This window comes from Photobacterium damselae, assembly GCF_003026815.1.
Taxonomy (GTDB): Bacteria; Pseudomonadota; Gammaproteobacteria; order Enterobacterales; family Vibrionaceae; genus Photobacterium; species Photobacterium damselae.
Genome location: NZ_PYOG01000031.1, coordinates 1 through 22,454, shown reverse-complemented (window position 1 = coordinate 22,454; position 22,454 = coordinate 1). Strand labels below are relative to the sequence as shown.

The window sequence follows — 22,454 nt, the reverse complement described above, 5'->3', positions numbered from 1 at the left end:
GACTAATGATTATTAACGCGATCTCTATTGCGTGAGATTGCGTTATTTGTGAATAAACTTCCCCAAATATTAATTTTAAAAAATATGAGTTTTTAAGATGCAAAAAGGCCGCTGAGCAAAACTCAGCGGCCTTCTTTAAGATGGCGGAGAGATAGGGATTTGAACCCTAGATACGCTACAAACGCATGCCGGTTTTCAAGACCGGTGCTTTCAACCACTCAGCCATCTCTCCATGCGGCGAATAATACGGGCATAATTATCGCTTGTAAACCCCTACAAAGCTTAAGTGATCAATAAACACTCACAACAAACATAACCGAACAAAACGCAACCAAAAATGGTGAATAAAACACTACTTTTCAAGGATATATAAGATTTAATCGCAAAACATACATAACGAAATTATATATACAACTAACAAAGAATTTAGGATGGCAATAAGATGAAAAAATATTGACGTTGATCGGATTATTTTCTTTCGCTAGAATCTCCTAAACTACGCAAAAAATGTGGCACTGGCTAGCCTTTTTCTACGGTATTTTTTCAATCTTACACCTTTATCACAATCTTAGATTTATCGTCTTAACTCGCTGCAAAAGCTCTGCTAAAGATATCTCAACTGATGACGCATGGTTGCTTTAGGAGGTTTACTGTGTCTATCAATTCTATTGATCATTCTGAAATGGCTTCTGTATCTTCAAAGTGGGATTACAAAGACGAAAGTGCTTCTCGCATTGCAGACAGTAAGAAACAACAAGCTAAGGCTCGTCGCCGTATCGAACTACTAAGGGATATAAGAGAAAGTGGTTTAACATTAGAAGAAGCTCGCGAGCTAGGGCTACTTCACTAAGACAGAGAGAATGAGGATTCAAAGTTAAGTCGGTTACGCATAATATCTAAAGTAACTTTACTGACTATTAAATAAGAATTATAAGATGCTGTTATCTACTGAGCCCGACCCAGTTCAGTGATAACGGCATTTTGTTGTTACCCTTGTCATCATAATCATAGCTATTTACTTCATAGGTTTAGCCTATCAAATTAAGATGTAAAATCTGCTTCCAAATTTTGACTAAAAGCGTAAATTAACAATCAATATAATAAAGATTGGAAAGCAGCTATGACTATGATTACAACACGTTGCCCTCACTGTAAGGCACTAAACCAACTTCCTGCTGAGCGCATTAATGAAGCTGCGACTTGTGGCTCATGTAAAGAACAACTTCTAGATGGACACCCAGTAGAAGGTACAGCAGACAACTTAGCAACACTTATCTCTGGTGAGAAGCCAGTTGTTGTTGATTTCTGGGCACCGTGGTGCGGGCCTTGTGTTGGTTTCGCTCCTGTATTTAAAGATGTAGCAGAAGAGCGTGAAGGTGACGTACGTTTTGTTAAAGTGGATACTGAAGCTCAACAAGAGCTTGCCATGCAGTACCGTATCCGCAGTATTCCTACTATTATGGTCTTTAAAAATGGCCAAATGGTCGATGTGATTAATGGTGCATTACCAAAAACACATTTCAATGAATGGTTAGATCAAGCTTTAGAGAAATAATTCTTCATAGCTAATGAATATGCAAAAGGCTCTGCAATCTATGTTGTAGGGCCTTGTTACTATTCAACGTCTAAATATAGTTATGGTTATTTTTGCTCAACCGTAAACCACTCTAATAATTCATTATTATCGTAGAAGATACTATTAATTGTTGTTTTATCTCCTGATTTAGTCGAGAAAACAATCGCATTTAATTTCACATCTTCCTGCTTAGGATCTTTGTATGCAGGACAAGTACGAATAACAGAGCCGGAGAAGTAAACAGTATCTGTTGCCGCTTTTACGGTTCCTTCAAATGTACAATTATCTGCTTTTGTTACTTTAAGATAGCCACTTGGCTGAATATTCCAACTGCTACCTAACTGATTGTTTTGATACACACCTGAAAGTTGATCAAGTGATTCAGATTTTGGCTGCTTTGAGAATGCATAAGTAAAAGGAACGCCATAAACAGAACCAAACGTTGATGCTTGATTATTATTATCTTGGAAAGTTACTGCAAACTTTTGCTCTGAATTATGGGCATAATTGATCTCTTGATGCCATTGATGGCCACCATCAAATGGAGTAAGTGTCTGATCAACTAGCCATGCTTTGACATTTCCACTATCAATCTTAGTGATTTCATTTTTAAATGAAGCAAACTGAAGATTGGTCTCTTTCTTTCCTTGTTGCTCACTGACATGAGCAAAAACGCCACCTTTTAGCGTCGAATCAACCAGCATAACAGCATCATCTACTCCATAAATTCCAACTTTTGCTGAAACCTTAGGTGTTGGTTTTGGCGAATCGCTGCCACCACCGCCGCAACCAAATAACGTCAATGCTGATAAAGTGAAAATAACTCGGCTAATATTTGCCATCATTCTTACCATAGGTAGTTAATATCGCATCAATTTATCATCGACATTCTTTGACAAATATCCTCAATTTGTATGGATGCGTATTCATTCGTCCACTATGTATCTCGACAAACAAATTTCATCTTCTGACAAAATCATTACCTTGGGTTTATATAAAAAACCGCTATAATGCCAATTAGATGAGAATTTAAGGAAGTATTTCGTTTGGGGGATTTAATGCAACGTACCACGACCCATCGCTTAGCCATTGCGGTTACAGTTGTAGCACTCGCTGGCTGTAGCTCAACACCAAAACAGCAACAGCCAGAGACCAATCAGCTTCCAGTTTATAAATTCACTGATGTGGCACACAATTTTATTGCTGAAAACGCTGAACGTAGCAGTGGCACTGTGGTTGATAAAGGCTTTTTTAACCCAAAGAAAAATAACTCTTTTGGTTATCGTTACTGCGCTTCAAGCCCAGATGCAGCAAGTACCGATATGGAAGCATTTAAACTGCTAGCTCAATCAACCTGTGATACCAATCTTGGAACAATGGTTGACCTGCCACATGGAACATGGTGTGTTTATAATCCTAATACACCAGAAGAAGCCCCTATTTTCTCAGCTTATATTTCAGATAGTGACTTATGGACAGACCTTTGTCCAACAGGGCCTTTTGTGACCATGAAGGTTAATGAAAACCGAGAATACACAAAAGACCAATGGTTTAAAGAAGCCCAAGTCTTAGGTTATGAACCTTACTCTATTCACCGTAAAGTTGAACCAGTAAAAAGTGGTGTACGCTCAGAATCATTCCGAACGACCCCTGCAACAGACAAAAACCTTGATACCTGGGCAGACGAAAGCTACTACATCTATAAAAATGTTGGCGCTACCGTTTGTTTGGTCGATAAGCAAAAAAGTGTCCCTTATGATGTGACGTATCGAGGAAAAGTCGTAAGTGCAAAAGATGGACGAGTACGTGTTTTGGCCACACAGAAATTTAAAGGTGATGTGCGTACAGCGCCTAAATATGAGGTGTTACCTTGGCATAAGAAAGCCTATATCAATGCCGATGTAAACTCTTGGTTCTTATGTGAGTAAATCATAACGACCATAAATAGCCACCGGATTTAATAGAATAATTTCATTAAATCCGGTGGCTATTTTTATTCTGAGTAATTCTCAATATTAATGGTTGTGATGCTCAAAAAAACGTAACGTATCAGCAAGAACCTGTTCGCGCAATCCATCTCTTTCCATTAATAGCTCATGCTTAGCACCTGGTATCACGTGAATTCGGCAACACGGTGTTTTCGAATTAAATCGTTCATGAGCATGGTTATCCACAATAGAATCACTGCCTGCTTGCAATAATAAAATCGGTGTTGATATCTGATTTGCATGCAAAACACATTGGTTCGCAGCTTCTATCGCTTGCCAGATCCAGCGAGGACTTGGGCCGCCGACCCTAAGCTCAGGATGCTCCTTGTATAAGTGTCGATACCAATAGTAACGCACAACACTTTGACTCTGTTCATTCTTTTCAAATGGGATATCTTGATACGGCTTTTGTCCCCAAAAGAAAGAAGGAACAGGTTGTAACAGTTCGGAGAATCTCGCCACTTTAGATGCTACTTTGGTTAAGGGAAAACGAAGGGAAATCCCAAACATTGGAGCATTGAGTACCGCTGCATTAAAAACTCGTTTTGCTTTACGCTCTAGGTACAATGTAGCCACTGCACCTCCCATCGAATGCGCCAACAAATACCGATTTTTATACCGTTCTGGTTTCACGACATCATAAATAAAGGTATCAAGATCATCGACATAATAATCAAACTCAGCGACATACCCCACTTGAGGATCTTTTAATATCCGGCCTGACTCCCCTTGTCCTCGATGATCATAAGCATAAACATCATAGCCATGACTATAGAGTTCATAAAAGAGCTCTTGATACTTCCAATAGCTCTCATTGCGACCATTAACAATCACAACACAGCGGTCATGCTCAGGCTTTGTGATACTAATCCATCGAATAGGAATATTACGAACCCCTAAAAATTCTCCATTGGTTCGCTGTTGCCACATTTTTCTTACTTCACATCCCATTAAATCAGAAAAATTCGACTCCTTGGTTAAAATTGCTGATGTATTCATGATTGACTACAACCTTACGTTTGCCATTGGGATGCAATTTAATTGATCGTTTGCTGCAGGTTGATCAAATTGATGATGCATATGTTTACCCATCGTATTTAGGAAATACACTCCCGTTTGATAACCCAAATGGTAATCGGTATTTAACATCGAAATATCGCTACCAATTAATTTTGAGACCAATGGCTTTTGTGGATGTATTTCATAAATAGTGACATCATCAGGTGGATTACTTAAAAACTGCTGTGTTTTACGGTAGTTATCTTCGTGCTCTAACAGCATTTCAATTACACCAGCCGCGCGAGATTTCCCCAAGGCCTGCTGCACACTGGTCATCCAACAATGATCATATTGCACATCAAGAGGTACGGTTCGAACAACAACAATATGACGATATCCTCGCTCGTAAGCTTCTTGAACTGGGATTGGCGCACACAACCCACCGTCAACCCAATACTCGTTCTGAGAAAAAATAGGCTGTCGATTTAAAATAGGAATAGCACAAGAGGCTTTAAGCGCTAAGGTTCGATTATCAGTATCTAAGTCAAAATAGGATGCCCGATGGCTCATAATCCCGCTCGCACTGGCAAGAACAGTGCGATAACGCATATTTTCATGGCCTTGCTTCCAATTTAGCTGTAGGCGTGCATCCAAACTTTCATTTGTTTGCCCAACCAGCCAGTCAAGGTTCAAACCTTCCCGACCAAAGATAAAACGATAAACATCAAAAAACTGATGATTGGTTGTAGCCTCGGTGATCACCCGGTAGGCATGCTTATATTGACCACAAATATAAGAAGCCAAATTTAGAGAACCTGCCGATGTACCGACCAACAATGAAAAAGGATTAAAATTTGCTTCGAGAAAAGCATCTAAAACACCTGCGGTAAAGATTCCTCGTTGCCCACCGCCTTCTGTCACTAATGCAACTTTTGTAACTTCAGTACCTATATGTGATAGAGCATCAGTATTGTGTACTGCGTATGAAACGTGAGTTCCTGTCATACGCCCATTCTCCACGTTATTCTTGATTTGAATGATTTCTAGAGAATACATCCAAATTACTATTATTTATATTTAATAATCCTTTTCTTTGCTTTAAAGGGATATTAACCATTAAAAGCGCCCAATCGAAATCAAATTAACTAATAATCTGGTTTCATTCCTAAATAAAAACGCCTAACTAAATTCTAGCTAGGCGTTCTATTATGTTTATCTATCTTAATGTTATTTAAGCAAATACCCTTAAACAGCTTTATGACGATTTTTGAAATCAACCAATAAGCCAAGAACAAGAACGGCAACAGTCACAAATAAAATAGACTGGAACACATGGTGATATTGAGCAGCAGATGCAATTAAATCAGTCGCATCAGCATTAACTGGTGTGTTGCTTGCCGTAAATTCTGCAATATTTGCAGCAATATAGTTAGCAACCGACCCCCCCATCAACATGTAGATACCAGCTAACGTACTGGTTGCTCCTTGCGGATTTAAACGAGTAATTGCAGCTAAAGCAACAGGGTCAATAAAGAGCTCTGCAACGCCGATTAAGAATAAGCCAATGAACAACCATAAAAACGTTGTATGGCCTGTATTCATAGCTAATTTTGATGAAATAGTAATGAGTGTAAAGCCTGCAGTTAGCAGTAACAGACCCATATTTAGCTTAGTTAAGGTGCGAACAGAGATACTCTTTGATGCCAGCACCTTCCATAACCATGCAACAGCACCACCACCAACAATAACCGCAACTGGGTTAACAGACTGGAAGAAAGCCGTTGGGATATGGAAGCCAAAAATATCCGTATTAATATTACGTTCAATAAATAGGCTGATTGAGCTACCGCCTTGCTGATCAAAGGCCCAAAACACAGTACCAAAGATCATAAAATAGAGAATTGAATTTAACTTTGAACGATCACTTGGTGAGCTTCGACGGTATAAAGCGACAATTTGATAAAAAGAAACTGCACAGATAACCGCTAAAATATAACCAGCAAGAAGATCTTTTAGTACAAAAACAAGACCGAATGCAGTAAGAGCAAGAAGCACAATAATAATCAACCAGTGTGGAACACCCGCTGACTTTTGAATCAAAGCGTCTTTATTGCACTTTTTCACATGAGTAAAGTTGCGACGACCCGTACTAAAGATAATAAGGCCAACAAGCATACCAATACCTGCAAGAGCAAAACCGACATGCCAACCCCATTTCATTGCAGCATAGCCACAAAAAATTGGTGCAAGAGCAGAACCTACGTTACTGCCAATATAAGAGATGGAAAAACCCGACTCTCGTGATTTCTCATGCTCTTTTGTATACAGTTCACCAAGTAAGCAGCTAGAGTTGGTCTTAAAGAAGCCATAACCGCAGATAATTAAAGAGAGCGCAATATACATACTGATATTGCCAACGGATGGGATACTTAATACTGCGTGTCCTGCAACCATCAATAAAGCGCCAATGACTACCGACCAGTAGTTACCAAAGTATCGGTCTGCTAGGTAGCCACCAATAATTGGAGTGACATAAACAAGTGAGGTATAAGCCCCATAGAGTGCGTATGCATGATGATCTGTCATTAAAAGTTTTTGAGTTAAAAACAGGATTAACAGAGATCGCATACCGTAGTAGCTAAAAAATTCCCACATCTGTATGGCGATGAGGTGAAAGAGGCCTTTGGGCTGGGAGGCTAAACGCATGATATTACCTACAAAGTTCAAGCTGTGTTGCTATACATAATTATTGTTATATAGGGTTAAGGTATTTTTGTGATTATGATCACTATTAATACTCCCATACCAGCTCAGTACAAGTAGATTTTCCTCTCATTTTTAATATCTAACATTGCAGAGAAGATCGATACTACCTTTTGCAATACCACCTCAAGTATTTACTAAATAATTTATATTCATTTATCTTTAAAAATTAACATCTTCACCCGCGCAAAATAAAAGACAAAAATATATTTAAAAGACATATGTTGAGTTAATCAAATCCCGCTGTAATATATACACAAGCATTAAATCATAATATTTTCAAAGTAACTTACATTTCAAACTATTTATTTTACAGATTAAAATAAGGCATTATTTTTACTATATTTACTTATTGATAATATAATTTTAGTTAATTTTTTACTTTCGAATTAACCAATTAATCATGATTACCATCACATTATTTTTAATATTCATCATTGTTTTTGTGATATTCAGTCCTATATTCATTTTCGTTTCGTGACAATAAAATTGAAAATAGTAACTTCTTGCCGAAATTATTATTCCCATAAAAATAAATACGGACGTGACAAATGAAGACAAAACTATCTCTTCTGGCATTATGTGTAGGTACATCAATGCTAACTGGCTGTTTTGATTCTGATAATTCAGGCATTTTCAACAAAGTAAACCCTCAACCTACTCTGGCAAGTCAATATAAAAACGTACTTGATCGTACAGGTACACCAAACCATTTAATTGAAGTGGGCAATGGTAACCATATGGCTTATACACCATTACATGATAATGGCGCATGGCATGGTCACTTATTACCAAATCTAAAAGCAGCGCCAGAAACAGCAGGCGGCTTTGGTACTACTCTTATTGCTGAAGAATATAATGTTTCTCTAGCACAATATTTAGATAAAATTTCAGTTTCTATCGATGGTAAAAAAGTAAACTTTACTACCGAAGCTTATAGTATTGCTGGTGCATTAATTCAAAAGATGACATCTTCTGAAGGTATTAGCATCGAAATGACCATGCGTTTTGTTTCTGGCCGATCTTCTTTATTAGAAACCAAAATAACAAACCCAACAGGTAAAGAATTAACCATTGAGCTTGACGGTAAGCTGGTAACGGATTATTACGCTAAGAATGGTAACGCAGCAAAAGAGACCATAAACGAAAAACTACCAAACTATACTCGCGAAGTATCATCTGATGATAATGGCGATATTACTATAGATTTTGGTCGCGAGCGTGCTTCGTGGTATGTGCGTACAACCGGAGAATCTGAATTCCATATCACTCGTAACCTTGCAACAACCACAAAATTTACTGATGACAATTATCAGTCTGTTGCCAAAATTGATGGTAACCAAACTATTTACACTGTCTTTACTCACACAATGACCGCAGATGAGTGGAATACAGAACAAGGTGTTGTTGAAGATATTTTAAATCACCCAGATAACTACATCGCGAAAAACGTGACTCGTTGGGAAGATTACCTCGCAAAAGGTCTGAGTAATCCAAATGCTAGCAAAGAACAAGAACGTGTCGCAGTAAAAGCCATTGAGACACTAAACGGTAACTGGCGTAGCCCAGCTGGTGTACTATCTCATGATACAGTGACCCCTTCCGTTACCGCTCGTTGGTTCTCTGGTAACCTAACTTGGCCATGGGATACTTGGAAACAAGCTTATGCTATGGCGCACTTCAATCCAAACATTGCCATGGAAAACATTCGAGCAGTGTTCCAATACCAGATCCAAGATAACGACACACTTCGTCCATATGACAAAGGCTTCTTACTTGATGTAGTTGGCATGAATATGAGCGATATTCGTGGTGAAGCCGAAGGTCGCACTGAATTTAACGATGCGCAAACTTGGAATGAACGTAATACCAAGCCATCTCTTGCATCATGGGCGGTATGGGAAGTTTATACTGCACTTAAGAATGAACATAACCGCGAAGCAGATGCGCAAGCTTGGCTAGAAGAGATGTATCCAAAGCTAAAAGCCTATCATGACTGGTGGTTAGCGGCTCGTGATACCAATAATAATGGTATTCCAGAATACGGCGCAACCGTTGATCCTGAACATACTACAAAAGATGGTCAGCTAATCTATTTCTATAAGCCTAATGCGCAAAGTGATTGGATTGAGGCAAGTGGTATTGATAACTACAATGATCTTCTAGAGTCAGGAAATTATGTAGATATCAGCAGCCCAGCACAGACTGCTGCATCTTGGGAATCTGGTCGTGACGATGCGGCAGTATTTGGCTTTATCGATACCATTGCTGATGCTAACGGCTACGACAGTTTGAGTGAAACAGAAGCTCAAAAAATTGATCAGCTAGGTCGCTACGCAAAAGACAAATATGGTTTTGATAATAAATTAAACATGGGTACAGATGGAGAAGGTAAAACTCTTGTTACTTACTCTAATACCAGCGCAGAGAATACTGCAAAACTCAACCAAGCGAAGAAAGATTGGCAGGTTAAGTTTAGTGAAAACAAAGATGAGAAAGGCGAAGTTATTGGTTACTCCCTATATCAAGAGTCGATTGATCAGGCATCTTACTGGTACAGCGATAATAATTACCTAGCTAAAATTGCAACTGAATTAGGCTTAGGTAACGAAGCAACAGAGTTCACTAAGAAAGCGAACGAAACTAAAGACTACATAAACAAATGTATGTTTGATAAAGAGACTGGCTTCTTCTACGACATCAGTATCGACAATACACAAGCGCAGGAACTGAATAATGGCTGTGCTGGTAAACCTCTTGTTAATCGAGGAATGGGTGCTGAAGGTTGGTCGCCACTATTTAATGAGGCTGCCACACAAGAACACGCAGATGCTGTTGTAGATAACATGCTAAATGAGAAGAAGTTCAATACTAAAGTGCCACTAGGTACAGCGGCTAAAGATAACCCTGCGTATGGTGCTGATATTTACTGGCGTGGCCGTGTATGGGTTGATCAGTTCTACTTCGGCGTGAAAGGTCTAGATAACTACGGTTATAACAAAGAGGCTGTTGAGCTTACCAATAAGCTATTTGCTAATGCGGAAGGATTAACTCAAGACAAACCAATTCAGGAAAACTACAACCCTGAAACTGGTGCAGTACAAGGTGCAAATAACTTCTCATGGAGTTCTGCTCACCTTTACATGCTTTATAACAAGTTTTTCAAAGCTCAATAATTAAAAATACAATAATTCATTAGCTGCTCTTGTTCCCCCAAGAGCTGTTAATAACAAAGCACCGAACTATATGTTTGGTGCTTTTTTCATTTTTACCATTTACGACTAAAATTTATCAAAAGACAGTTTTTTTGTTGGTGGTTAACTCTAGGTAAACTCAATCGTATAAATAAAATAATAAAGCAAATACTGATAGAAGGGGTCGCATATGAATAACACCTTTCTTATAGAAGCTTTTCAAACACCGCCGAGTGTGGCAGAAAACCTGATTCCCTATTTTGAAGATTTGCCACAAGATCAGTATGTTACCCAACATAATCGTTATCGAACCTATGCGCGATTTTCCTACAATGCCCACGATTTTTCGCGACTCGCCCACCACAATTTTTGTCAATCATCTGAAATCAATCGCGCTGTTGGTGATATTGAACGCAATTTTGCACCAATGTCTGAGGAGCTTATAAATACTCCAGAATTTCAGCACTTACTCTCTTCATTTGCGCATTATATTGATGTGGATTTAACGCATCGCATTATCGATGTCCATCAAATCCGTGTTACCTGTAACGATCACACCACCAGCAGTGCTGCCCCTGAGGGTATCCATCAAGATGGCTTCGAGTTTGTTGGTATTTATTGTGTCCAAAGAAAGAATATTTGCGGCGGTTTTACGCAACTTTTTACTTCCCCCGTTGATCAACATCCTCACTTAAATACAGTATTAGAAGAAAATCAGTTCATTATTATCAATGATCGTCATTTCTATCATTTTATATCGGAAACGTTAGCCAGTACCCATGACGAGCAAGGAGTGAGAGATGTCTTCGTATTTACCGCTTAATCACCACAATATCGATCACACCCGTCGGCAGTTTCCCGCTCTAACACACGGCGAACAGACTCGATTGTTTTTTGATGGCCCTGGTGGCTCTCAACAGCCAGAGAGTGTCATTAATGCCTATCGCAATTTTTTCATTAATGGCAATTCAAATTTAGGTGGACGCTTTGCAACCAGCACCCAAACACATCAAATCGTTGATGAAACCAGAGAGAAAGTTGCCACATTAATCGGAGCCTCATCAGGAAAAGAGATTATTTTTGGTGCCAATATGACGTCTCTAACCTTTTCCTTGAGTCGAGCCATCAGCCAAGATTGGCAAGCAGGAGATGAGATCATCCTGACTGATATTGATCATGCAGCAAATCGTTCACCATGGGTACTTGCAGCGAAAGAGAAAGGCGTTACGGTCCATTATTTACCCATACAAGATGATCGTTGCCATCTGGATTTTTCTTCTTTCATGTCATTATTAAGCCCAAAAACTAAGTTATTGGCTTTAAGCGCAGCAAGTAACCTAACCGGGACGTACACCGACTTGGCTCCATTTATTGAACTCGCTAAAGCAAATGGCACCTTAACTTATATTGATGCTGTTCATTACTTACCCCATCAACAAATCGATGTCACCCAGCTAGATGCCGATTTTGTTGCAGGTTCAGCCTATAAATTTTTCGGCCCTCATTTAGGTTTTGTCTATGGCCGAGAAGAGCAGTTAGAAAATTACCAACCATTTAAAGTTGCTCCTGCTACCAACAACATTCCAAACTGTTGGGAGACGGGAACACTAAACTTTGAAGCAATTACGGCTCTTTCTGCCACCATTGATTACCTAGCTTCTTTAGGTACTGGATCGAATCTTACTGAACAAATCACCAGTGCCTATCGCAATATCTATCAATATGAACAAGAACTTAGTCAATACTTTCTTGCAACACTAAATCAGTTTCCCGAATTAACGTTAATTGGCGAAACAGATAAAGACAAAAGAACACCAACTTTTGCTTTAAGTTTTCAACATCACGATCCTAACGATATTGCGGCAATGCTAGGAAAACACCATATTTTCACTTGGAGTGGGCATCTCTATGCTGAGAGGTTAACGGCCAGTCTTAATTTAGATACGAAGGGCGGAGTTCTGCGTGTGGGAATGATGCACTATAATACCAAGCAAGAAATTGATACTTTCTTTCGTGTATTCGCTCGCTGTTTAAAGCAGTAAACACAAGGCAGAGTGTATTCTGCCTTGTTGTTGTTCGAATCGAACTTTATGCGTGACCCAATAGACGGAAATTCCAATTTTCCAACTCATTGCTTTCTAAACGGCGTGTAATGGTCGTTTGCCAATTATGAGAAAGGGCTGTTTGCTGTTGTAATGCCTCAAGGCCTAAATGATTAAGCGGATCGCCAAAATAAATATCACAAACTTGTTTAATTGTTAGCGCATTCTCAGGACGAGAAAGTAATACCAACGGTTCCGAAACACTCACTAGACCCGGTTTTACCACACGATATAACCAACCACAACGGCTCAACTTCTGCATTTGTACCGAGAACTCGGCAACATTCCAGCGGGTGTTTAGCTTATAGCACGGTGAACGAGGTTGGCTCACTTCAATGATGGCCTCACCCCATTGGTATTGATCGCCAATACAGACGTTTTCTTCTGTCATCCCTTGGCTACTGATATTTTCACCCATACCAGGCGCACACCATTCTTTATCCACGCCATACTGCTGTTGCCAAAAAGCATAGTGCTCTACAGGGTATTGATGCAATGCTCGCTCAGTGCCACCATGATGCTTAGTTGAAGCACAGCTATCACCTTCGAGTCCGGTCTCTGAAAGGTAAATACGACCAGATACTGACTGCTTAAACATGGCCGTTTCAATTCTGTCCATATCTGAAACAGAACCACAATATACGCCAATTACGTTATTTTTTTGCATCACGCTTCTCCCTCTAAGAGCAAAAATACTAACACTGATCGACCTAAGCTATCTATAGGAATATACCGATATGATTTATACCTAACGAAAGAGATAGGGCTTACTATGACAACATTTTGTGAGCCCTTAATTTAGTCATAACTTAAGCGTTTTGCAGCTACTTAGATATAGACAAAAAAAAGCCAGCACAAAAGCACTGGCTTCGAGGTACGAAACTGGAAAGTAAAAATTAGATACCTGCGCGCTTAAATAGGCCGTTCATCAGGTTAGAACTTGCTTTTACTTGCTTTGATTTGTTCTTGTAGAAACGAGACAGCTCAGTGTCACCAACTTTGTTAGCAATATAGATCATTGATTGATACATATCTTTTGGTGTTTTCACACGCTCTTTATCATTCAATGGCTTAATTAGCTCAACAACATCAGAGCCTTTCAGTTTATTCTCGTTTGCGTACTCAAGGATCGAATCCAGAAGCTTATCAAGATCAACCATGAATTCAGAGTTCTGAACACCATGCTTCTTCATTTCTTTTTGATTACGCTTGCGAACTTGTTTAATCAAAAAAGCAGGTGTGTTGATCTTACGATAACCATAAATACCAGCAAGAATCAGCAGAATCGCGCCACCTGCAACATAGCCCCATACTGAACCTGAAGATTCAGCGGCAGGAAGAACATCAGCTGCTTTAGTTACTACAGTAACTGGTACATCAGACATATTTGTAACCTTAAAATTCTTTTTCAAACACGGAACAAGCAGACAGTATGCAAATATTGCCAAAAGCGCAATGCGATCAGTCAACTTTTACCACTTTCAGCCAGTAAAATTGAAATTTATATCAACTTTTAACCAGATCACTCTACTTGTATTAAATTATACAACCTATCTCGCTATTTCACCTCTCCATATTCGGAGAATGTTCGACGCTGGATCAAAGTCAGGGTGGTTGCAACGGATAGTATACCTGAGATAAATATCGCAACCATTATTGCTAACTGATATTTAACTGCAATCAAAGGAGCAGTACCCCCCAAAATTTGCCCCGTCATCATACCCGGTAAACTGACAATTCCCAATGTTGTCATTGCAGCAATTTGAGGTAAAACTGCCGCACCCATCGCAGTTTTGATAAAAGGTTGGCTAGGATTCGGTGCACCCATCGCAACATAAAACTGATATTCTTGATGTTTTTCTTTCAATTGACTTTGCCAGCGCTCTAATGCCAAAACATTCGCAGACAAGCTATTCCCCAGCAGCATCCCTGCAATAGGAATCATATATTGGGCATCCCACCATGGTGTCGCCTGAATCACCCCAGCAAGCATCGCAGGCAACGCTATCACTAAGGCTACCACCAAACCTATCAAAACCGCGGGTAATACGGTCTTAAGCTCTACCCCTGCCCTCTTACAGACAGTATAGCCAGCAACAGAAATCATCACACTTAACCACAAAACATTAAGACCGATATGATTTAGGCTAAATAAGGTATGCAAGTACAAACCAACAACCGCTAATTGGATTGTCATACGCAGTACTGCCGTAATGAGTGATCGCGTTAATTTAAGCTGCCAACGGAAAAAGAAATAGATAGGAATCAAAAGTAAGCCGTAGAATCCCGCTAACGCCCATACTGAGATATTAACTGCACCGTTCATAGCAGTTCCTTATGTTGAGGAGAAACGGTCATAGCGTACTGCATATCTGCAGCGTTGTACCAAATCGGATCATGAGAGACCGAAATGCAAATGGCAGAACTCTCCTTAACCAAAGCAATAAGATGATCTCGTGAAGACATATCTAACGCCGATGTCGGCTCATCAAGCAACCAAACCGGGCGCTGCATTAATAATAATCGAGCTAATGCTAACCGTTGTTTTTCCCCACCTGAAAGTAAATTCACCTCTTTTGAGAGCGCAACAGAAAGGTTGGCTTGGTTAAGTGCTTGTTCACATTGCGATGGTGTTGCTAAAGGGATTGATTTATCCATGGCTTGCATCTGCCATGGTAGAAGTAACACTTGCTCTACGGTATCTCCGCCCATTATTGGTTGTTGAGGTAAATAACCAATTTGTTGACGCCACCAAGGAAAAGAAAGAGGTGTAATGGCGCGGTCCTGATAATAGAACTCACCTTGCTGGGCTGGTTTTAAAGAAGCGATAACTTGAATTAAGCTCGTCTTTCCACAACCTGAGTCACCCCATATTGCCAAATGTTGACCAGAGCAAACTTCATCGGTAAAAGCTAAAGAAGGATCTTCAAAGCCTGAGCGCAAAGACTGAAAACGTAAAGAGTGATGAGAAGCAGGAAGCATAGGCCACCTTTATAAAAGCAAACATGAGAATAGCAACTAATTCACTGAGTTTACGTTTTATTGCTTACAGATACCAATTAATAGAAAGGGTATATAAGATTACTAAAATTCATATATAAAAAATGCCGACCCTAGGGATCGGCATTTTAGAAACTTTAAACGTTAAAAGCTAAATTATGCTTTTTCAACGTTAGCAGCTTGAGGACCTTTTTGACCTTGCTCGATGTCAAAAGTAACTTTTTGACCTTCAGCAAGAGTTTTGAAACCTTCACCAGTGATAGCACGGAAGTGTACGAATACGTCTGCACCGCCGTTATCTTGAGTGATGAAACCAAAACCTTTCTCTTCGTTGAACCACTTAACTGTACCAGTTGCTTTAGACATAAAGCCTCCAAAATATAAATAAATAATTCGCAATATTGCGGATGTAGCCAGTAACAAGAATTATCTATGTCATTAACAGCTTATGAATTTGGAAAGCTTCAAGAACGGTATAGCGTTGTAGCGAAGGTTTTCTAAAACATAATCTTAACGAGGTCTATAACTCATAGGCCGAGGTCAATAATAGAGTAATTCCTAGGTTTGTATAGCTTTATTTTAGTTTTTATAACCAAGATCACACACAAAACAACTAACACCATGATTATAAAGAATTATTTATTTACCTCCTATTTTATCAAGAATAAGAAAATTAGCAGATTTATAAAATTATTGGCGATCTCGCTATTGCTGACCGACACTTGAACTATAGAATTTTAGGTAAAAATTAAACAGAGAAGATGATTATGTTTGAATGGCTTAAAAAATTATTCGGTGACAATCGTACAGAAAACGAGATCATTGACCAACAAGACACCTCAGCTGAAGAGTTAGAAAGACAACAGAAGTATGCGCAAGGTGCGCCATCTGATGATGGAGATGGCGGTGAGTAATCCCGTTTCAAAATAGAGCCAGTTTTAACTGGCTTTCGTAAAATTGCAGTACACCGTTATGTAAACTGTTAAGCCCAATACAGCTAAGTTAAATACTACTGATATTTTGCATTTGGATCGACACAATGATAAATCTGACCTATAGACAAACTATCCATCAATAATTGATGACTTAGGCGCGCTACTTCAGTTCGAGAGATACAGCCATGAACTTCCTGCCCTTGGCTAAGCTCCCCTGTATGAGTCAACTCACCATCAATAAGTCCTCCTGGTCGTACAATGGTGTAATCCAATGCGCTTGTCTGCAGCCACATTTCAGCCAACGACTTTTCCCTAACTGCTCGACCGAAAACAGCTTTTGCCCTTGGCGGTAAATATTGCCAAGAGTCGCCACAACCTAATGACGTAATCAATAAAAATCGCAGCCCGCCTCTCTCTTCAAGACAATCAATGATATGACGATTTCCTTGATAATCCACGTATTGCTCGGCGTTAAAACTGCCCATAGTTGAAATAACCCAACAGCTATTAGGGAGCATCTGAACGGCGGTTTGCACTTGCATTAAATCAAGAGCATCACACTGTATCCACTGACCACTAAGAAGAGAAAACTCAGGGCTTGGCTTATCACCTCGTCCTAAACCAATAACAGAGAACCCTTGTTGGCTATAATACTTAGCCATGGCTAAACCTAGTCCATGGCTTGCACCAAAAATCGCCACATTTTCCATAATAACATCCAATTTAAGTGATAATGACATCTATTATCACTTAAATTGAGTGCAAAAAAAATCCCCAATAATTGGCGTCCAACTATTGGGGATCAGTTCAGGGATTTTCTATATCAATCGTACTGATTAATCATCAATGTGATCAAACAATACTATTTCGCGCGATTAAATGTCACGACTTCGTAGCTTAAAGGCGTTACGGTTTGGCGATCATTAGCAATATAATCAATCACTGACTGGGCGTCGGTATTGCAACGTACATTTTCAGCTTTGCAGTTTGGCGCTTTGCCACCAACGTAGTTTACTTTGTATTTATCGCCATTTTTCGCGATATTTTTCACTTTGTACCCGGTCAACTTGCCATTTACGTACACAAGATCAACTCGGCCTGAATGATCTTTTTGCGATGTGTACAGCGGAGTCCAACCATCATTACCTGTTGCATTGTAGTTGTTAATCGCAACATTGTAGGTCTTATTATCGTCAAGTGGGGTCCAAACTGGGTGCTTCTCTGTACCCGTCATAACTTCAACAGAATTTAGTTTGCCCGCTTTATGTGCAGAGGTTTCAGTGAAGGTGTAACGAATATGACCACCGTATGGGAATTTACCGGCATGTGAGCCTTCAGGTAACGTTGCGGATACAGCATTTTGCAATAACTCACGAATAGCACGACCTTTTACAGGTACGACCGACATAAAGTTAGAAAATGGCAGCAACTCAAGAGAAACGTTACCTTCTCGATATTCACCCGCTTCGATATTGGTACGAATACCACCAGCGCCAATCAATGAAAAATCAACTTTCATCCCCGTTACTTTGCGAACCGCAGGTGTATTAGTCCAGTAATACTGACCTTCTGCCACAATAGGCGCAACATCTGAGCCGTGATCGTCAGTACCACGATCTCCTGGACGACGTTCGTGTTTTAACTCAACAGGTACTTGACCGATTGTCTTACCATAAGCTTTATCGACAGCTGGCTTATATTGAGTATCAATTTCAGAGCGCATTGCACTGTCTTCAGGTGCTATAACAATGTTCTCTTGCTCATCAATAAACTGCTCAACTTTTGCAGTATCTTTTGCTGAGAATTTTTCATTGGCAAGGCGATCTGCACTGTGGAAGAACTCATCATTTGATAGCAGAGTGTTATGGCCTTTACAGCTCACCACATCACCTTGAGCATCAAACGTTACATTAACACGACCAATCGCTTGAGCATACTCACCCGCTTGAACAACACACGTCTCACCAACACCATTTGGATTTTTTACCATTTGAGCGTAAGTGCCGTTGTTACTTAAACCTAGGTTCGTAAAATCACCTAATAACGTATGCGAGTGACCACCAACAATAAGGTCAATACCATTTACTTTAGAAGCCAGATTTAGATCGACAGAATTACCAATGTGCGTTAGTGCAATAATGTTATCAACACCTTTAGACTGAAGGTAGTCTACCGTTGCTTGTGCTGATTTCACCATATTATTGAACTTCACTTTTCCTGTATGCGGTGCAATATTTGGCATATCATCGAGAGCCAAACCGAAAACAGCGACTAAGTTCTTATCTTTTGGTAAGTGATTAAGATCGGTAACGACGGTTTTTTTATTGCCATCAAAAGCGAAAACACGGAAAGGGTGCAAGTTCTTCTGATCTTTTAAATCAGGATCTTGGCTAACATCAACGTTAGCCGCCAAAATTGGGAAGTTTACGCTATCGATAAATTGATTCAGTTTCTTATTACTTAAATCAAACTCGTGGTTACCAAGCGCCATACCATCAAGACCCATTTGGCTTAATAGGGCAGCATTCATGGCACCTTGGTTAATCTTAAAGTAAGCACTTCCCTGCCATGCGTCGCCACCATGCAAAAACAGGAAGCTCTGATTATCATTCAAAGCTTCCTGTTTATATTCTTTTGCCATCTGTTGTAGGCGAGGATATCCACCAAACTCGTTATAGACAGAAGTCCCATTGGCTTTAAAACTCGACTTAACCGGGTCAAAGTTGGAGTGCGTATCATTAATATGCGCAACGGTTAACGTAAAGTCCTCATGATTTGATGTGGTTTGAGGATCTTGTGAGCATCCAGCTAAAGCAATGGCAATAGCGATCACAGAAAGCGACTTCTGAAACATTCTAACCTACCTTATTTTTGATACAAAAAAACCCCAGCAAAACTGCTGAGGCTTCAATGACTACGGAGCGTATGGTTAAACCACACAGATATTCGCTCCAATTCTTTGTTTAAGCTCGGTAATACCCAACTTAAAGAATAAGTGGCGGAGGGATAGGGATTTGAACCCTAGATACGCTACAAACGTATGCCGGTTTTCAAGACCGGTGCTTTCAACCACTCAGCCATCCCTCCGCAGTGCGATGAATATTACTCTGACTATAATTCCCTGTAAAGCATTAATTTATACAAAGTATTCGTCAGAACAATAGTTATTCAATTCGCACCAATTGCATGCAATATTCTACATTTAGCACAATGAGCTAAAAACGATTAGCTTCCTAGCGAGTCTTCTAAGCGAGCTTTCCAAATCGCCATCGCTAATGCAGGCTTGCGTAAAATTTCTGGTGTTGGGATCCAACCATGTTTAATTCGCGCAAACACATCAAAACGTTCTGCCGTACCAGACATCGCTTCAGCGACCACACGGCCAGCGATATTCGTTAGGCCTACCCCATGACCGGTATAACCGTGAGAAACGTAAATATCGTTACCTAGATGATCAATTTGAGGCATGTAAGAACGAGTTACCGCAAATAAACCGCCCCAATGGTATTCCATCTTCACATCAGATAGCTGTGGGAACACTTTTAGCATACGTTGACGCAAGCGCTCTTTTGAATCAGAGTATTCACCATTAAATGGATGATTTACACCACCAAATAAAATACGACCATCAGGTGTTGGGCGATAATAATCTAGGCTGTTATTTAAATCAGACATCGCCATCATATTGGAAATCGGTTGACGATCGCCCAACTGTTCAGTCACTGCAATATAAGAAGCAACAGGCAATACCACACTTTGTGCTTTTCGATTCAAACCGTCTAAATAGGCATTACAAGCTAATAGAACTTGCTTGGCTTTTACCTGACCTTTTGGAGTACTAATAGTATGAGGCTTGCCCTGCTCAATCTTAATCGCTGGCGTGTTTTCAAACACAGAAGCACCTAAAGAAATAGCCGCTTCAGCCAAACCTAATGTGTAATTTAGCGGGTGCATATGGGCACTATTTGAATCGAACAATCCACCAAGATAACGCTCGGTATTAGCGACTTGCTGAATTTGATCTTTTTCCCACCAACTTGCACTTGGATACTCATAACGAGTTTGTTTTAAGTCATACCAAGATTTTAATTCTTTCTCTTGGCTTTTTTTCAATGCAAGTTCGATATAACCGTGCTGGAAATCACAGTCAATATTAAACTCTTCAATACGTTCACGAGCAATATCAATCGCTTCGCTAGATAAATCCCAAAGTTGCTTGCCCCATTGTGGTCCGTATGTTTCATCAACTTCACGTAGGCCCAGGCAGTAACCTACAAGGCATTGCCCACCATTACGACCAGAACCACCCCACGCTAAGCGCTGTGATTCTAATACTACAACCGAGTATCCTTTTTTACGCAGTTCAATCGCCGCGTTAAGACCGGTCATACCACCACCAATAACACAAACATCAGCTTCAATGCTTTGATCTAATTGAGGTTGTTCTGGAATTGCATTAATGGTTGCTTGATAGTAACTATCGATATATTGACTGTCGTTCGACATTCCATTTGCTCACAAAAAATATATGCGGGATAAAAAACGCGCGCATATTGTCACGACAAATAAGAACTGACAAGTAATATATTATCGTGATGTGTATCAAATTTATAAGATAACTTTTTTGACAGTTTAGAAACTCTAAATAATATGCGCGCTTCAAATACCATAACCATTTTGGTTTATTAGGATATAAACGTAATGAAAAAAATTCTTAAAGGGGTGACTACACTAACATTCGCACTTTCAGCATTTAATGTTTCGGCGGCAAATGATGTGCTTAACGTATATAACTGGGCAGAATATATGCCAGATAGCGTACTTAAAGCATTTGAAAAAGAATATGATGTCACTATTAACTATTCTACTTTCGATAATAACGAAGCCATGTACACCAAGCTAAAATTGCTTGACAACAAAGGCTACGATGTTGTTTTTGCTTCTACATATTTCATTGAAAAAATGGCTCGTGAAGGCATGCTTGCTAAGATTGATCATAGTAAGATCCCGAACCTTGCGAATGTATACCCTGGGTTGCTAAACCAAGAATTTGATCCTAAAAATGATTACTCTGCACCTTATGTGTGGGGGGTTACGGGTATTTCTTACAATTCAGAGTTGGTAACAACACCAATTACTGGCTGGAAAGATTTGTGGAATGCAGATTTTGCCCGTCAGGTTATGTTACTTGATGATGTTCGTGATGTATTTGGTATGGCGCTAAAAGCACAAGGCCACAGCATCAATACCACCAACGAAGCGGAAATTAAGCAAGCCTATGAGTCACTACAGAAGCTACGTCCGAATGTCGTAGTGTACAACTCAGACGCACCACATGTTCCTTATGTTACTGGTGAAGCTAGCATTGGTATGCAGTGGAATGGTAATGCTTATATGGCTAAGCAAGAGATGAAAGAGCTTGAGTTTGTGTATCCTAAAGAAGGCTCAATTCTTTGGATGGATAACTTTATCATCCCAGCAGGCAGCGCTAACAAAGAGCTAGCAGAGAAGTTTATTAACTTTATCTACCGCCCTGAAAACCAAGCAAAAATCGTTGAAGAGTTTGGCTTCCCGCCAGCAACTAAAGATGCGAAAAGCCATTTACCAAAAGAAATTCAAGATAACCCAATTATCTTCCCATCAGAAGAAGATATTAATAAGGGTGAATTTACCAATGACGTGGGTAAAGCGGTAAATATTTATCAAAAATACTGGCAGCTACTAAAAAGCTAATCGCCGTTAAATTGTGTTAGAAAAAGCGTCCGTCATCGGGTAATGCCGTTCACTTAAGAGTGAACGGCATTCTTTTTCTTGGGATACCGTTGGGGTCTTGGCTTAACTGCCCTTGGAAAAGATCTTTCCCTTCGCCCTTCAAGAATTAAACTTTCAGCCATAGC

20 protein-coding genes and 2 tRNA genes are annotated in these 22,454 nt (G+C 39.7%); 8 read left to right on the top strand and 14 right to left on the bottom strand.

Features of this window, described 5'->3' with window-relative positions:
- Positions 1–141: 141 nt before the first annotated feature.
- Positions 142–232, bottom strand: a tRNA-Ser gene (locus tag CTN07_RS19020).
- Positions 233–652: 420 nt separating this feature from the next.
- On the opposite strand from CTN07_RS19020, the gene CTN07_RS19015 reads away from it, so the two are divergent.
- Both CTN07_RS19015 and trxC read left to right on the top strand, forming a co-directional pair.
- Entirely contained in the window at positions 653–850 is a 198-nt protein-coding gene (locus CTN07_RS19015; RefSeq protein ID WP_005304147.1) for a hypothetical protein, read from the top strand.
- A gap of 270 nt (positions 851–1,120) precedes the next feature.
- Positions 1,121–1,555 carry a thioredoxin TrxC gene (trxC, locus tag CTN07_RS19010; RefSeq protein ID WP_005304144.1) on the top strand — a complete coding sequence of 145 codons (435 nt, stop codon included), beginning with the start codon at positions 1,121–1,123 and terminating at the stop codon, positions 1,553–1,555.
- 86 nt (positions 1,556–1,641) lie between these two features.
- On the opposite strand, the gene CTN07_RS19005 is transcribed toward trxC, so the two are convergent.
- Positions 1,642–2,421 carry a hypothetical protein gene (locus CTN07_RS19005; protein WP_157132371.1) on the bottom strand — a complete coding sequence of 260 codons (780 nt, stop codon included), beginning with the start codon at positions 2,419–2,421 and terminating at the stop codon, positions 1,642–1,644.
- A 213-nt stretch (positions 2,422–2,634) separates the two neighbouring features.
- On the opposite strand from CTN07_RS19005, the gene CTN07_RS19000 reads away from it, so the two are divergent.
- The gene (locus tag CTN07_RS19000; RefSeq protein ID WP_005304139.1) at positions 2,635–3,504 is read left to right on the top strand and encodes a hypothetical protein; all 870 of its coding nucleotides are present in this window, start codon (positions 2,635–2,637) and stop codon (positions 3,502–3,504) included.
- An 87-nt stretch (positions 3,505–3,591) separates the two neighbouring features.
- On the opposite strand, the gene CTN07_RS18995 is transcribed toward CTN07_RS19000, so the two are convergent.
- The 3 genes from CTN07_RS18995 to CTN07_RS18985 all read right to left on the bottom strand — a co-directional run bounded on the left by CTN07_RS18995 (position 3,592) and on the right by CTN07_RS18985 (position 7,269).
- Positions 3,592–4,563 carry an alpha/beta fold hydrolase gene (locus tag CTN07_RS18995; RefSeq protein WP_005304136.1) on the bottom strand — a complete coding sequence of 324 codons (972 nt, stop codon included), beginning with the start codon at positions 4,561–4,563 and terminating at the stop codon, positions 3,592–3,594.
- 6 nt (positions 4,564–4,569) lie between these two features.
- The gene (locus CTN07_RS18990) at positions 4,570–5,568 is read right to left on the bottom strand and encodes a patatin-like phospholipase family protein (protein WP_005304133.1); all 999 of its coding nucleotides are present in this window, start codon (positions 5,566–5,568) and stop codon (positions 4,570–4,572) included.
- Between the two features lie 240 nt (positions 5,569–5,808).
- Positions 5,809–7,269 (bottom strand): peptide MFS transporter, encoded by a 1,461-nt coding sequence (locus CTN07_RS18985; protein ID WP_005304130.1) that lies wholly within the window; start codon positions 7,267–7,269, stop codon positions 5,809–5,811.
- Between the two features lie 608 nt (positions 7,270–7,877).
- On the opposite strand from CTN07_RS18985, the gene ygjK reads away from it, so the two are divergent.
- The 3 genes from ygjK to CTN07_RS18970 all read left to right on the top strand — a co-directional run bounded on the left by ygjK (position 7,878) and on the right by CTN07_RS18970 (position 12,562).
- On the top strand, positions 7,878–10,502 hold the full coding sequence (gene ygjK / locus CTN07_RS18980) for an alpha-glucosidase (RefSeq protein WP_036765390.1): 2,625 nt from the start codon (positions 7,878–7,880) through the stop codon (positions 10,500–10,502).
- 208 nt (positions 10,503–10,710) lie between these two features.
- Entirely contained in the window at positions 10,711–11,343 is a 633-nt protein-coding gene (locus tag CTN07_RS18975) for a 2OG-Fe dioxygenase family protein (protein WP_005304126.1), read from the top strand.
- Entirely contained in the window at positions 11,321–12,562 is a 1,242-nt protein-coding gene (locus CTN07_RS18970; RefSeq protein ID WP_005304123.1) for a cysteine desulfurase-like protein, read from the top strand. The genes CTN07_RS18975 and CTN07_RS18970 overlap by 23 nt, the downstream gene beginning before the upstream one ends.
- A gap of 46 nt (positions 12,563–12,608) precedes the next feature.
- Here the strand turns inward: CTN07_RS18970 and CTN07_RS18965 are convergent, their stop codons facing one another.
- The 5 genes from CTN07_RS18965 to cspE form a co-directional block, all read right to left on the bottom strand.
- Positions 12,609–13,289: an MOSC domain-containing protein gene (locus CTN07_RS18965; protein WP_005304121.1), complete on the bottom strand. Its 681-nt coding sequence runs from the start codon at positions 13,287–13,289 to the stop codon at positions 12,609–12,611.
- A 229-nt stretch (positions 13,290–13,518) separates the two neighbouring features.
- Positions 13,519–14,007 carry a hypothetical protein gene (locus CTN07_RS18960; protein ID WP_005304117.1) on the bottom strand — a complete coding sequence of 163 codons (489 nt, stop codon included), beginning with the start codon at positions 14,005–14,007 and terminating at the stop codon, positions 13,519–13,521.
- Positions 14,008–14,180: 173 nt separating this feature from the next.
- Positions 14,181–14,948 (bottom strand): ABC transporter permease, encoded by a 768-nt coding sequence (locus CTN07_RS18955; RefSeq protein ID WP_005304114.1) that lies wholly within the window; start codon positions 14,946–14,948, stop codon positions 14,181–14,183.
- Entirely contained in the window at positions 14,945–15,604 is a 660-nt protein-coding gene (locus tag CTN07_RS18950; protein WP_005304111.1) for an ABC transporter ATP-binding protein, read from the bottom strand. Before CTN07_RS18950 ends, CTN07_RS18955 begins: the two co-directional genes overlap by 4 nt.
- 174 nt (positions 15,605–15,778) lie before the next feature.
- The gene (gene cspE, locus CTN07_RS18945) at positions 15,779–15,988 is read right to left on the bottom strand and encodes a transcription antiterminator/RNA stability regulator CspE (RefSeq protein WP_005304109.1); all 210 of its coding nucleotides are present in this window, start codon (positions 15,986–15,988) and stop codon (positions 15,779–15,781) included.
- A gap of 401 nt (positions 15,989–16,389) precedes the next feature.
- Here cspE and CTN07_RS22845 point away from each other — a divergent pair, with 401 nt between their 5' ends.
- Positions 16,390–16,536, top strand: a complete 147-nt coding sequence (locus CTN07_RS22845; RefSeq protein ID WP_005304106.1) for a hypothetical protein — start codon at positions 16,390–16,392, stop codon at positions 16,534–16,536.
- A gap of 95 nt (positions 16,537–16,631) precedes the next feature.
- Here CTN07_RS22845 and CTN07_RS18940 read toward each other — a convergent pair whose 3' ends face one another.
- The 4 genes from CTN07_RS18940 to CTN07_RS18925 all read right to left on the bottom strand — a co-directional run bounded on the left by CTN07_RS18940 (position 16,632) and on the right by CTN07_RS18925 (position 21,063).
- Positions 16,632–17,267 carry an NAD(P)H-binding protein gene (locus CTN07_RS18940; protein ID WP_005304103.1) on the bottom strand — a complete coding sequence of 212 codons (636 nt, stop codon included), beginning with the start codon at positions 17,265–17,267 and terminating at the stop codon, positions 16,632–16,634.
- Between the two features lie 152 nt (positions 17,268–17,419).
- On the bottom strand, positions 17,420–19,411 hold the full coding sequence (locus CTN07_RS18935) for a bifunctional metallophosphatase/5'-nucleotidase (RefSeq protein ID WP_036765389.1): 1,992 nt from the start codon (positions 19,409–19,411) through the stop codon (positions 17,420–17,422).
- Between the two features lie 142 nt (positions 19,412–19,553).
- Positions 19,554–19,644: transfer RNA gene (locus CTN07_RS18930), tRNA-Ser, on the bottom strand.
- Between the two features lie 138 nt (positions 19,645–19,782).
- Positions 19,783–21,063 carry an NAD(P)/FAD-dependent oxidoreductase gene (locus tag CTN07_RS18925; protein ID WP_005304097.1) on the bottom strand — a complete coding sequence of 427 codons (1,281 nt, stop codon included), beginning with the start codon at positions 21,061–21,063 and terminating at the stop codon, positions 19,783–19,785.
- A 195-nt stretch (positions 21,064–21,258) separates the two neighbouring features.
- Between CTN07_RS18925 and CTN07_RS18920 the strand changes: the two genes are divergently transcribed.
- Positions 21,259–22,290, top strand: a complete 1,032-nt coding sequence (locus CTN07_RS18920; RefSeq protein WP_005304094.1) for an ABC transporter substrate-binding protein — start codon at positions 21,259–21,261, stop codon at positions 22,288–22,290.
- The last annotated feature ends 164 nt before the right edge of the window (positions 22,291–22,454 follow it).